The following is a 13,122-nucleotide window of genomic DNA, read 5'->3' on the forward strand; positions in this document are numbered from 1 at the left end:
CATGAGCCATAACGACACTATCGTCGCCCAGGCAACCCCACCGGGACGCGGTGGTGTGGGCATTCTGCGCATCTCCGGCCTGAAGGCGCGTGAGGTGGCAGAAGCCGTTCTGGGCAAACTGCCCAAACCGCGTTACGCCGACTACCTACCGTTCAAAGATGCCGACGGTACCGCGCTGGATCAGGGGATCGCCTTATGGTTTCCCGGCCCTAACTCGTTTACTGGCGAGGACGTACTGGAGTTGCAGGGACACGGCGGCCCGGTCATTCTCGACTTGCTGTTAAAACGTATTCTGACGCTGCCTGGCTTGCGTATTGCCCGCCCTGGCGAGTTCTCTGAGCGCGCGTTTCTCAACGATAAGCTCGACTTAGCCCAGGCAGAGGCGATTGCCGACCTGATTGACGCCAGCTCTGAACAGGCGGCACGTTCGGCGTTGAACTCGTTACAGGGGGCGTTTTCTACCCGCGTTAACCATCTGGTGGAAGCACTCACTCACCTGCGCATCTACGTAGAAGCGGCCATCGACTTTCCGGATGAAGAGATCGACTTCCTGTCCGATGGCAAAATCGAAGCGCAGTTGAATAACGTGATTGCCGACCTCGATGCCGTTCGCGCTGAAGCGCGTCAGGGAAGCCTGCTGCGTGAAGGGATGAAGGTGGTCATTGCCGGACGCCCTAACGCCGGTAAATCAAGCCTCCTGAACGCGCTGGCGGGCCGTGAAGCGGCCATTGTCACCGACATCGCCGGTACCACGCGCGACGTGCTGCGTGAACACATTCATATCGACGGCATGCCGCTGCATATTATCGACACCGCCGGTCTGCGCGAGGCCAGCGACGAAGTGGAACGTATCGGTATCGAGCGTGCATGGCAGGAAATTGAGCAGGCGGATCGCGTGCTGTTTATGGTGGATGGTACCACCACAGATGCCGTTGACCCGGCTGATATCTGGCCGGATTTTATCGCCCGTTTACCGTCAAAATTGCCGATTACCGTGGTGCGTAACAAAGCGGATATCACCGGCGAACCGCTGGGCATCAGCGAGGTGAATGGTCACTCACTGGTTCGTCTTTCGGCGCGCACAGGTGAAGGCGTGGACGTATTGCGCAATCATCTCAAACAGAGCATGGGTTTTGATACCAACATGGAAGGCGGCTTCCTGGCCCGTCGTCGTCACCTACAGGCGCTGGCCGACGCCGCTGAGCATCTTCAGCAGGGCAAGGCTCAACTGCTCGGGGCATGGGCGGGTGAACTACTGGCCGAAGAGCTCCGTCTGGCGCAGCAAAGCTTAAGCGAGATCACCGGTGAGTTCACCTCCGACGATCTGCTGGGACGGATTTTCTCCAGTTTCTGTATCGGTAAGTAATCCCGTAGCCCCGAATTCATCGACGATTAATTCGGGGCGTTATCGTTTTATAAGAGGATCTCTTTTTATGGAACATAAACGTTTACTTGACTGCAGTGCTTCCGATTTCGCGTGCATGGACAAAGCCGCGCTGCTGTATGCCATCCGGGCCAGTGAAGGCCGCGTACTCGTCAGTGAAACCATCGCCATTACCCAGCCGTTGCTTAACAACGTCACTAATGCCGAACTTGCCGCATCGCAAGGAGCGGACATTCTGCTGATTAACATGTTCGATAGCGAAGCGCCGCTGATCCAGGGAATGCCTGCCAGTACAAAACCGGAGCAGACGTTACATGAACTACAGCGCCTGACCGGACGCATCATCGGCGTCAACCTTGAGGCCGTTGATCCTGAATTTGCCATTGCGCATGATGACATCTGGAAGATGAAGCCAGGCCGTGCTGCAACCGCAGAGAATGCCCGCAAACTGGTGGCGATGGGGGCGAAGATCCTGGTGCTGACGGGAAACCCTAACAACGGCGTCAGCAATCAGTCACTGGGGAAAGCCGTGAAAGCGATCCACGCCGCCGTCGGTGACAGTGCCATTATTATCACCGGCAAAATGCACGGCGCAGGCATCGTGCGGGAGAGCGGTAGCGCGATTATTAGTGAAAGTGACGTTGCCGCATTTGCCGATCAGGGCGCAGATATCGTGCTCATTCCAGCGCCGGGGACTGTGCCGGGTATGAGCCAGCAAAAGGTAGAGTCGCTGATCGCGTGTGCACACGCGCACGGCGCGCTGGCAATGACGGCAATTGGCACCTCTCAGGAGGGTGCAGACGTCAGTACGATTCGCCAGATAGCCCTGATGAGTAAAATGGCAGGGGCAGACCTCCATCATATTGGCGATACCGGCTATATGGGGATGGCATTGCCAGAAAATATCCTGGCCTATAGCGTGGCGATTCGCGGCGTCAGACATACCTATACGCGTATCGCGCGTTCGGTGAATCGCTAGCGTAATATTGTATTTTATTGAACGATCCTTAATTAATTAAACGATAATTTAACTGTGATAATAATCACAGTTAAATTATTCTCTCATAGACAAATATTTTCATTGCCATAATGTAGCATTGTGTCTAAAGAGGATAACTCAATCATGATTATCTTAAATACATACATCATTTCAAAATGGTTTAATGTTGACAACAAAATTGTCAATCATCACCCTTAAGTTTCCCTGCCTTTATTTTGCCAGAGCATAGGCTATTCGTAGTCTGTTCATTTGGCACATCTCAAACATAGCTCAACGCCTCATTGTGGTTGCATATCGCAACGCCACGAATGCCTGTTCGTTTTTTTAAACGAAAAGACAGTCATGGTCAAAATAAATGGGGAATGAGTTATGCCGGGCATATATATGCCCGTGTGTGGACGTATTGATTTAATACAGTCAAATAAATTAAAGGATTATGTCATGGATAACTTTAAACATTTACCAGAACCCTTCCGTATTCGTGTTATTGAACCGGTAAAACGTACAACCAGAGAACATCGGAATAACGCAATCATTAAATCGGGGATGAACCCTTTCCTGCTGGATAGTGAAGATGTCTTTATTGATCTGCTGACCGACAGCGGTACTGGCGCAGTGACGCAGAATATGCAAGCAGCCATGCTGCGCGGGGACGAAGCCTACAGCGGCAGTCGCAGTTATTATGCGTTATCTGAAGCAGTGAAAAACATTTTTGGTTATCAATATACGATTCCAACGCACCAGGGCCGTGGTGCAGAACAAATTTATATTCCGGTACTAATCAAAAAACGTGAGCAGGAAAAAGGGTTAGACAGAAGTAAGATGGCGGTTTTCTCCAACTACTTCTTCGATACCACCCAGGGACACAGCCAAATCAACGGTTGTGCAGTACGGAACGTGTATATCAAAGAGGCATTTGATACGGGTGTTCGTTACGACTTTAAGGGTAATTTCGATCTCGATGGATTAGAGCGCGGCATTCAGGAAGTCGGCGCAAACAACGTACCGTATATTGTGGCGACCATTACAAGTAACTCTGCAGGTGGGCAACCGGTTTCACTGGCCAACCTGAAGGCGATGTATAACATCGCCAGAAAATATGACATTCCGGTAGTAATGGACTCTGCGCGCTTTGCCGAGAATGCTTACTTCATCCAGAAACGCGAAGCAGAATACCGGGACTGGAGCATTGAAGAAATTACCCGCGAGACTTACAAATATGCCGATATGCTGGCAATGTCCGCGAAAAAAGATGCGATGGTGCCCATGGGCGGCTTACTGTGCATTAAAGACGACACCTATTTTGACGTCTATACCGAGTGCAGAACCCTGTGCGTCGTACAGGAAGGCTTCCCGACATACGGTGGTCTGGAAGGCGGGGCAATGGAGCGTCTTGCGGTGGGTCTGGTGGATGGTATGAACCAGGACTGGCTGGCCTATCGTATCGCGCAGGTACAATACTTAGTTGATGGTCTGGAAGCGATTGGCGTCACCTGCCAACAGGCGGGCGGTCACGCGGCATTTGTTGATGCCGGTAAATTGTTGCCGCATATTCCGGCAGAACAGTTCCCGGCGCAGGCTCTCGCTTGCGAACTCTATAAAGTGGCCGGTATCCGGGCCGTTGAAATCGGTTCATTCTTATTAGGCAGAGATCCTAAAACCGGTAAGCAATTACCTTGTCCGGCTGAGCTTCTGCGTTTAACGATACCAAGGGCGACCTATACCCAATCTCATATGGACTTCATTATCGAAGCCTTTGAGCATGTCAAAGAAAACGCAGTGAATATTAAAGGGCTGACCTTCACCTACGAACCTAAAGTATTACGTCACTTCACCGCTAAACTGAAAGAAGTTTAATTATAAGCATCAGGGGTGGTTATGCGATATAACCACCCCCAGCGATAAATCCACTTCCTTAACATTGTTGCATAATTAAAACATTATAGGTTTACTATAATTAATGAGGCATCATGGAAGAAAATTCGAATGCTAAACATTCCTCTTTTTGGGGAATTATGGTTATAGCCGGCACGGTGATTGGCGGGGGGATGTTTGCTCTCCCCGTTGATTTGTCCGGCGCATGGTTTTTTTGGGGGGCGTTTATCTTAATAATCGCCTGGTTTTCAATGCTGCATTCCGGACTCCTGTTATTAGAGGCAAACTTAAATTACCCCGTCGGATCCAGTTTTAATACCATCACTAAAGATCTTATTGGCAACAAATGGAACATTGTGAGTGGATTTACGGTCGCCTTTGTTCTTTACATTCTTACTTATGCCTATATTTCTGCCAATGGTGCCATTATTAGCGAAACGATATCGATGAATATGGGGTATCGCGTTAACCCCCGAATCGTTGGCATCTGCACCGCCATTTTTGTCGCCAGCGTGCTATGGATCAGTTCACTGGCCGCCAGCCGAATCACCTCCCTGTTTCTGGGGATTAAAATCATCTCTTTTATTATCGTTTTTGGATCATTTTTCTTCCAGGTCGATTTTTCTATATTGCGGGATACAGCAGGCCAGGCCCAAAACAACGCCTCCTACTTCCCCTATATTTTTATGGCTCTACCGGTATGTCTTGCATCATTCGGCTTTCACGGAAATATTCCCAGCCTGATCATCTGCTATGGCAAGAGAAAAGATAAATTAATAAAAAGTATTGTCTTTGGTTCGTTGCTGGCGTTGGTGATTTATCTGTTCTGGCTGTATTGCACGATGGGCAACATCTCGCGGGAAAGCTTCAGTGAGATCATCGCCTCAGGCGGTAATGTTGACTCATTAGTGAAATCATTCCTCGGCACCAGACAAACCGGAATTATCGAATTTTGTCTGCTGGTTTTTTCAAATCTGGCCGTTGCCAGCTCCTTCTTTGGCGTGACGCTGGGGCTATTTGACTATCTTGCGGATCTGTTCAAATTCGACAACTCCGCGATGGGGCGTTTTAAAACCGTCTTGTTAACCTTCCTGCCGCCGGCGCTTTTATACTTAATCTTCCCGAACGGTTTTATCTATGGCATCGGTGGCGCAGGACTGTGCGCAACGATATGGGCCGTGATCATCCCTGCGGTACTGGCTCTGAAAGCCCGCCAGAAGTTCCCCAATAAAATGTTTACCGTCTGGGGCGGAGTCATTATCCCGACTATCGTAATCCTGTTCGGCGTGGCGGTCATTGTTTGCTGGTTTGGCAACGTCTTCAACCTGTTACCCCGATTCAGTTAGCCGTATCTCCTGGCTGACATGCCGCCTCATTCAGGCGGCATGTCTCTGTATATGACCGCGCAGCCAGCTGGCAACCTCTCAGTGAACGTCAGCGCCATTCCCCAAAACCTCTGGATTAAAAGAGACCATCACATCCCTGTTAAGCAACCTGTCCTGACGCAAAAACAGCCAATATGTACCAGGAAATGTAAATGCGCGTAAGGGAGGCTGATTCAGTCGTACTTTTTGGCGATTTACTCTGTCTATAAACCGAGTAAATGTTAATCTCGTCACTATCAACGACCATTAATCATGGAGAGAAAAATGGCGACCCATTTTGCCAGAGGGATCCTGACGGAAGGACACCTGATTTCGATGCGTCTCCCGTCATCCTGTCATCATGAAGCACGAAGACTGCCAACACATCGCCAGACTCGTTTTCTGGCATCCCGAGGGCTTCTCGCCGAACTGATGTTCATGCTGTATGGCACGCTCGAGTTACCGGAAATCGTATACAAAGCCAAAGGAAAACCGGCGTTTCGCGATAAAAATTTGCCCAGTTTTTCCATCGCCTATGCTGGCAATATGGTCGGCGTGACGCTGACCACCGAAGGGGAATGTGGACTGGATATGGAACTCCAGCGCGCTACCCGAGGATTTATCAGCCCCCATTCTGTTGAAGTTCCGGCCTTTTCCAGCATTGAAAGTCTGTGGATCAGCAAGCAAAACGATCCGGACGAAGCGCGTGCACAGATGATCACTTTACGTCAGAGCCTCCTGAAACTGATGGGGGACGTCCGTAATGACGATCCGCGTGAACTACAACTGCTGCCGGGGGCCGGGCGTCTGAAATGCGCGCATGTTACCCAGATTGAAGCTATCTGTGATGCCGAAGACCTGCTGGTGTGGTCGGTTGCGGTTACGCCAGGCATTGATAAACTTCAACTTTGGGAGTTTGATGGTAAGCAGGGCTGGAAAAGCCTGCCTGATATCCAGACCCGCGCGAATGCGCCAACGGGTCGTCTGATGCGATTCGCGCAATTATCTGCTGCGACGTCTTATACGCATAACTGATGGAGTTACCATGTCTGAAACGTTGAATGTTGTTACGTTACTGGGAAGCCTGCGCAAAGGTTCGTTTAACGGTATGGTTGCCCGTACGCTGCCAAAAATCGCCCCGGCAGGAATGGAAGTGAGTGCGTTACCGTCTATCGGTGATATCCCGCTTTACGATGCCGACGTGCAGCAGGAAGAAGGTTTTCCGGCAAGCGTCGAAGCGCTGGCTGAACACATCCGTAAAGCCGATGGCGTGGTTATCGTCACTCCGGAATATAACTACTCGGTACCGGGTGGCCTGAAGAATGCTATCGACTGGCTGTCGCGCCTGCCCGATCAGCCGCTTTCCGGCAAACCGGTGCTTATCCAGACCAGCTCAATGGGGGCGATTGGCGGTGCACGCTGCCAGTATCATCTGCGCCAGATTCTGGTCTTCCTGGATGCGATGGTGATGAACAAGCCTGAATTTATGGGCGGCGTGATTCAGAACAAAGTTGACCCGCAGACGGGTGAAGTGATCGATCAGAGTACGCTGGACCATCTGACTGGCCAGCTCACCGCGTTTGGCGACTACATCCAGCGGGTTAAAGCCTAATAAAAAGCCCGGTGGCGCTAGCGCTTACCGGGCCTACACTCTTCTGTAGGTCAGGTAAGCGAAGCGCCACCTGACACCACAAACCGCACCTTAGTGCGCGTCGATAAACACAATCTTCAGCACAAACAGCAGCGCCACAACCACCACGCACGGACTCAGATCGCGCAGACGACCGGTACCGATTTTCATCACGCAGTAAGAGATGAAGCCCAGCGCGATCCCTTCGGTAATCGAGAAACTGAATGGCATCATCACGGCGGTGATAAATGCCGGCACAGATTCTGTAAGGTCGTCCCACTTCACGCGTGCCAGGCTGGAGGTCATTAACACGCCAACGTAAATCAGCGCCCCCGCGGCCGCATAGCCCGGTACCATCCCTGCCAACGGCGACAGGAAGATCACCAGCAGGAACAGCAGACCCACAACCACGGCGGTCAGACCGGTACGCCCACCGACAGAAACACCGGAAGAAGACTCGATATAAGCGGTGACGGAAGAGGTACCGATAAATGCCCCAGTCACGGAGGAGACGCTATCAACAAACAGCGCCTGTTTCATGCGCGGGAATTTGCCTTTTTCATCCGCCAGACCGGCTTTGTCAGTCACGCCAATCAATGTTCCGGAGGAGTCAAACAGGTTAACCAGCATGAAGGAGAAAATAACCCCTGCCAGACCGATGTTAAACGAGCCCGCCAGATCGACATGCCCAATCACCGACGTGACGCTCGGTGGCGCAGAGACAATGCCGTTATAGTGCACATCACCCACCAACCAGCCCAGCAGCGTGGTGACGATGATAGACACCAGTACAGCGGCGTGAATGTTACGTGACGCCAGGATAGCGATGATAAAGAAACCGAGCACGCCCAACAGTACGCTGTGGGAGGTCAGATTACCGATGCTGACCAGCGTTTCAGGATTCGCGACGATCACGCCCGCGTTTTTCAGTCCCATCATGCCGATGAATAAACCGATACCGCTGGTAATACCCACGCGCAGACTGACCGGAATATTGGCAATCATCCAGTAACGCACGCGGAAGATAGTCAGCAGCAGCAGACCGACGGCGCCCCAGAAAATCGCCCCCATACCGACCTGCCACGACAGGCCCATCGCACCGACCACCACGAAAGCAAAGAACGCATTCAGCCCCATCGCTGGTGCCAGCGCCACCGGCAGGTTAGCGAACAGACCCATCAGAATGCTGCCAAACGCGGCAATCAGACAGGTGGTCACGAAGACGGCGCTGGTGTCCATGCCAGCAACGCCCAAAATTTGCGGGTTAACAAAAACGATGTAAACCATCGTCAGGAAGGTGGTAAAACCGGCTATCACTTCGGTCCGTGCCGTCGTGCCATGTTCGCGCAGTTTAAACACGCGTTCCAGCATCCCCTGACCAGACGTCTGGGTTGTGTGTTGTTGACTCATTATCAATTTCCAAACAAGGAGGGAAAATTCGTCGCTATCCTATACCAAAATGCGACAATAGGGGGTGATTGTGAAATGTTTTTTTCATTGAATTTGCTTATACGGCAACGATTGCGTTGCACAATCAGGCAGTACGTAAACGTTAAACTAATGAAAAGGGAAAGGCATGTCCGGAATTGAAGCGGTATTTTTCGACTGTGACGGTACGCTGGTCGACAGTGAAGTGATCTGTTCCCGTGCGTATGTCGCAATGTTCCAGGAATTCGGTATCACCCTCGATCTCGAAGAAACTTTTAAACGCTTTAAGGGCGTAAAACTCTACGAAATCATTGATATCATTAATGAGGAGCATGGGGTGACGTTGGCCAAAGCCGACTTAGAACCCGTCTACCGCGCCGAGGTCGCACGCCTGTTCGACTCAGAGCTGGAAGTAATCCCTGGCGCAAATACGCTGCTGGACAGCATGACGGTGCCGATGTGCGTGGTCTCAAACGGTCCGGTCAGTAAAATGCAGCACTCGCTGGGTAAACTGGGCATGCTGCATCATTTCCCGGACAAACTGTACAGCGGTTACGATATTCAACGCTGGAAGCCCGATCCGGCGCTGATGTTCCACGCGGCAAAAGCCATGAACGTCAACGCGCAGAACTGCATTCTGGTAGATGACTCTTCTGCTGGTGCACAGTCGGGAATTGATGCAGGAATGGAAGTGTTCTACTTCTGCGCCGATCCGCACAACAAGCCGATCGATCATCCCAAAGTAACGACCTTTACCGATCTGGCGCAACTGCCGGCGTTGTGGAAGGCGCGCGGATGGAATATTACGCGATAATAAAAAAGCCGGATGGCGCTCGCGCTTATCCGGCCTTCAGGATCCATGGTTTTGTAGGGCGGGTAAGCGAAGCGCCACCCGCCAAAAAATCACTCTTTTGGATCTTTACCCGCCAGCAGCTTATCCAGTTCATCGCCACCCACGTGGCGGAAATCCTGGCCCTTCACGAAATAGAAGATGTACTCGCAGATATTCTGGCAGCGGTCGCCAATACGCTCGATAGAACGCGCGCAGAACAACGCGGTCAGCACGCTGGGAATAGTCCGCGAATCTTCCATCATGTAGGTCATCAGTTGGCGCACGATCCCTTCGTATTCCTGGTCAACTTTCTTGTCTTCACGGTAGATACGAACCGCTTCGTCCAGATCCATACGCGCAAACGCATCCAGCACGTCGTGCAGCATCTGTACGGTATGACGCCCCAGTGACTCCAGGCTCACCAACAGCGGCTGATGCTGCTGAGAGAATTTCTCCAGTGCAGTACGACAAATTTTATCCGCTACGTCACCAATACGCTCCAGCTCGGCGATGGTTTTGATGATCGCCATCACCAGACGCAGGTCGCTCGCCGTAGGCTGGCGCTTGGCGATGATGCGAACACAGGCTTCATCGATCGCCACTTCCATCATGTTGACGTGCTTATCGCCATCAACAACGCGTTTCGCCAGCTCGCTGTCCTGATTGTGCATCGCGGTGATAGCATCAGAAAGCTGCTGCTCAACCATGCCGCCCATCGTCATTACCTGAGTGCGGATACTTTCCAGTTCGGCGTTGAACTGACCGGAAATGTGTTTATTAAGGTTTAAATTGTCCATCATTTCTCCAGATGCCCGGGGATATCAACCGTAGCGGCCAGTAATGTAATCTTCGGTTTGTTTCTTCGCGGGCTTGGTGAACAGGTCATCCGTGTTACTGAACTCAATCAACTCGCCCAGGTACATAAACGCCGTATGATCGGAACAACGCGCAGCCTGCTGCATATTGTGGGTCACAATCACCACGGTGTAATCCTGTTTCAGCTCAGTGATCAGCTCTTCGATACGACCTGTTGAGATCGGATCCAGCGCTGAGCATGGCTCATCCAGCAGCAAGACTTCCGGGCGAATAGCGATACCCCGCGCGATGCACAAACGCTGCTGCTGACCACCGGAGAGAGAGTACCCACTCTGGTGCAATTTATCTTTGGTTTCGTTCCACAATGCGGCCTTGGTCAACGCCCACTGCACGCGCTCGTCCATATCCGTACGGGACAACTTTTCAAACAGACGCACGCCAAAGGCGATATTGTCGTAGATAGACATCGGAAAAGGTGTCGGCTTCTGGAAAACCATCCCCACTTTGGCGCGCAGCAGAGCGATATCCTGGGTGTTGGTAAGGATATTGTCACCATCCAGCAGAATTTCACCTTCCGCACGCTGTTCCGGGTACAGTTCAAACATCTTGTTGAACGTACGCAACAGCGTCGATTTACCGCAGCCTGAGGGTCCGATAAACGCTGTCACCTGGTTCTTAGCGATATCCAGGTTAATGTTCTTCAGGGCATGGAATTTGCCGTAGTAGAAGTTCAAATCACGAACCTGAATCTTACCCGGAGCAGTATCAACCATACTCATTTCAATCTCTTCCTCATTCGACGTCGCATCGGCCACGCCGCAAATAATTAACCGTGTTTACTCTTGGCGAAAATAACGCGCGCCAGAATGTTCAGCAGCAGTACGCACAGCGTGATGATCAGCACCCCGGCCCACGCCAGCTGCTGCCATTCAGCAAACGGGCTCATCGCAAATTTAAAGATGGTGACCGGCAGGTTGGCGATCGGCTGCATCATGTCGGTACTCCAGAACTGGTTGGAGAGCGCAGTAAACAGCAGCGGGGCGGTTTCACCCGCGATACGCGCAATCGCCAGCAGGATACCGGTCATGATCCCGGAAACAGACGCTTTCAATGTAATCGCGGAGATCATTTTCCACTTCGGCGTTCCCAGCGCATAAGCCGCTTCACGCAGGCTGTCCGGCACCAGTTTCAACATGTTCTCGGTGGTTCTAATAACGATTGGCACCTGAAGCAGCGCCAGCGCGATCACCCCCGCCCAACCGGAGAAGTGCTCCATCTGCGCCACCACGATGGTGTACACGAACAGACCAACCACAATAGACGGGGCGGAAAGCAGAATGTCATTGATGAAACGAATCACTTCCGCCAGCCAGGATTTGCGACCATATTCCGCCAGATAAATCCCGGCCATGATGCCCAATGGCGTACCAAACACCGTCGCCCAGAGGATCAACAGACCACTGCCCGCCAGGGCATTCGCCAGACCGCCACCCGCCGTATTCGGCGGCGGCGTCATTTCGGTGAACAGCGCCAGCGACATCCCGTCAATACCGCGGGTAATCGTGGACATCAGGATCCAGATGAGCCAGAAAAGGCCAAATGCCATCGTTGCCATTGAGAGCGTGAGCGCAATGCGGTTTTTCATCCGGCGACGCGCCTGCATTTTGCGGCGGGATTCCGCCAGCTCTGCGGTAGTTTGCATTTCAAGCGTAGCCATTAGCGTGCCCCCTCATTCTTCGCAAGGCGCAAAATCATAAACTTAGACGCTGCCAGCACGATGAAGGTAATCACAAACAGAATCAGACCCAGCTCCATCAACGCCGCAACGTGCAGACCGGATTCCGCTTCGGCAAATTCATTTGCCAGCGCCGAGGTGATGCTGTTGCCAGGCATATACAGCGACGCGCTGTCGAGCTGGTAGGTGTTACCGATGATAAAGGTAACCGCCATCGTTTCACCCAATGCACGCCCCAGACCCAGCATAATGCCGCCGATCACCCCATTTTTGGTGAACGGTAGCACGATGCGCCAGATAACCTCCCAGGTGGTGCAGCCGATACCGTAGGCAGACTCTTTCATCATCACCGGCGTCTGTTCAAACACATCACGCATTACCGCTGCAATGTAAGGGATGATCATAATGGCAAGGATTACCCCTGCTGCCAGAATACCGATACCAAACGCCGGGCCGGAGAACAGCGCGCCGACAAACGGAATATTGGAAAGAATATTTCCGACCGGCTCCTGGAAATAAGTGGCAAACAGCGGAGCAAAGATAAACAGGCCCCACATGCCATATACGATACTCGGGATCGCCGCCAGCAGTTCAATCGCGATACCCAGCGGGCGACGCAGCCAGCCAGGCGCGAGTTCAGTCAGAAACAGGGCAATGCCGAAGCTCACCGGAACAGCGATCAGCAGTGCGATAAAAGAGGTGACCAGCGTACCGTAGATCGGTACCAGCGCTCCGTAGATGTCGTTTGGCGCGTCCCAGTCTTTGGTCCACAGAAATGAAAAACCAAATTTCTCAATGCTGGGCCAGGAGGAGATGATCAGAGAGACAATAATGCCACCCAACATCAATAGCACAATCAGCGCAGCCAGTTTTACCAGCGCGCTGAAGATTTTGTCGCCCTTTTTACCCGGTGGGTTAAAAGCAGGCTTGGTTGCAGCCATAAATCACTCTTTCCATTAAACGCGTTTACGAAGTTGCCCCAGCCGGATGGCGCTACGCTTATCCGGCCTACAAAGCGGGCCTACATTCATAACTGTAGGGCGGATAAGCGTAGCGCC

At 52.1% G+C, this 13,122-nt stretch carries 13 protein-coding genes; 8 read left to right on the top strand and 5 right to left on the bottom strand.

The window, feature by feature from the left end:
• Nucleotide 1: 1 nt before the first annotated feature.
• From mnmE to I6L53_RS22750, 7 genes are all read left to right on the top strand, one after another.
• A complete protein-coding gene (gene mnmE / locus I6L53_RS22720) occupies nucleotides 2–1,366 on the top strand; it encodes a tRNA uridine-5-carboxymethylaminomethyl(34) synthesis GTPase MnmE (protein WP_042323528.1) in 1,365 nt (454 codons plus the stop codon).
• A gap of 67 nt (nucleotides 1,367–1,433) precedes the next feature.
• The gene (locus I6L53_RS22725) at nucleotides 1,434–2,363 is read left to right on the top strand and encodes a DUF7916 family protein (protein ID WP_042323531.1); all 930 of its coding nucleotides are present in this window, start codon (nucleotides 1,434–1,436) and stop codon (nucleotides 2,361–2,363) included.
• Nucleotides 2,364–2,507: 144 nt separating this feature from the next.
• On the top strand, nucleotides 2,508–2,582 hold the full coding sequence (tnaC, locus tag I6L53_RS23865) for a tryptophanase leader peptide (protein WP_102603860.1): 75 nt from the start codon (nucleotides 2,508–2,510) through the stop codon (nucleotides 2,580–2,582).
• Between the two features lie 243 nt (nucleotides 2,583–2,825).
• Nucleotides 2,826–4,241, top strand: a complete 1,416-nt coding sequence (gene tnaA, locus I6L53_RS22735; protein WP_042323533.1) for a tryptophanase — start codon at nucleotides 2,826–2,828, stop codon at nucleotides 4,239–4,241.
• Nucleotides 4,242–4,354: 113 nt separating this feature from the next.
• Nucleotides 4,355–5,605, top strand: a complete 1,251-nt coding sequence (gene tnaB / locus I6L53_RS22740) for a low affinity tryptophan permease TnaB (protein WP_042323535.1) — start codon at nucleotides 4,355–4,357, stop codon at nucleotides 5,603–5,605.
• Between the two features lie 303 nt (nucleotides 5,606–5,908).
• On the top strand, nucleotides 5,909–6,658 hold the full coding sequence (locus I6L53_RS22745) for a 4'-phosphopantetheinyl transferase family protein (protein ID WP_042323538.1): 750 nt from the start codon (nucleotides 5,909–5,911) through the stop codon (nucleotides 6,656–6,658).
• Nucleotides 6,659–6,668: 10 nt separating this feature from the next.
• Complete coding sequence (locus tag I6L53_RS22750; protein ID WP_042323539.1) at nucleotides 6,669–7,235, top strand: NADPH-dependent FMN reductase; 567 nt, start codon at nucleotides 6,669–6,671, stop codon at nucleotides 7,233–7,235.
• A 90-nt stretch (nucleotides 7,236–7,325) separates the two neighbouring features.
• Here the strand turns inward: I6L53_RS22750 and adeP are convergent, their stop codons facing one another.
• The gene (adeP, locus tag I6L53_RS22755) at nucleotides 7,326–8,663 is read right to left on the bottom strand and encodes an adenine permease AdeP (RefSeq protein ID WP_042323541.1); all 1,338 of its coding nucleotides are present in this window, start codon (nucleotides 8,661–8,663) and stop codon (nucleotides 7,326–7,328) included.
• Nucleotides 8,664–8,829: 166 nt separating this feature from the next.
• Here adeP and yieH point away from each other — a divergent pair, with 166 nt between their 5' ends.
• Nucleotides 8,830–9,495, top strand: coding sequence for a 6-phosphogluconate phosphatase (gene yieH, locus I6L53_RS22760; protein WP_042323543.1), 666 nt, complete (start codon nucleotides 8,830–8,832; stop codon nucleotides 9,493–9,495).
• 89 nt (nucleotides 9,496–9,584) lie between these two features.
• Here yieH and phoU read toward each other — a convergent pair whose 3' ends face one another.
• Genes phoU through pstC form a run of 4 tightly spaced genes read right to left on the bottom strand, consistent with a single transcriptional unit; the run spans nucleotide 9,585 to nucleotide 13,005 of the window.
• Nucleotides 9,585–10,310: a phosphate signaling complex protein PhoU gene (gene phoU / locus I6L53_RS22765; RefSeq protein WP_042323545.1), complete on the bottom strand. Its 726-nt coding sequence runs from the start codon at nucleotides 10,308–10,310 to the stop codon at nucleotides 9,585–9,587.
• Nucleotides 10,311–10,334: 24 nt separating this feature from the next.
• A complete protein-coding gene (gene pstB, locus I6L53_RS22770; RefSeq protein ID WP_042323546.1) occupies nucleotides 10,335–11,108 on the bottom strand; it encodes a phosphate ABC transporter ATP-binding protein PstB in 774 nt (257 codons plus the stop codon).
• 47 nt (nucleotides 11,109–11,155) lie between these two features.
• On the bottom strand, nucleotides 11,156–12,046 hold the full coding sequence (gene pstA / locus I6L53_RS22775; RefSeq protein ID WP_042323548.1) for a phosphate ABC transporter permease PstA: 891 nt from the start codon (nucleotides 12,044–12,046) through the stop codon (nucleotides 11,156–11,158).
• Nucleotides 12,046–13,005, bottom strand: a complete 960-nt coding sequence (gene pstC, locus I6L53_RS22780; RefSeq protein ID WP_042323550.1) for a phosphate ABC transporter permease PstC — start codon at nucleotides 13,003–13,005, stop codon at nucleotides 12,046–12,048. Before pstC ends, pstA begins: the two co-directional genes overlap by 1 nt.
• Nucleotides 13,006–13,122 lie beyond the last annotated feature (117 nt).

The sequence above is a fragment of the Citrobacter farmeri genome (assembly GCF_019048065.1).
GTDB lineage: Bacteria > Pseudomonadota > Gammaproteobacteria > Enterobacterales > Enterobacteriaceae > Citrobacter_A > Citrobacter_A farmeri.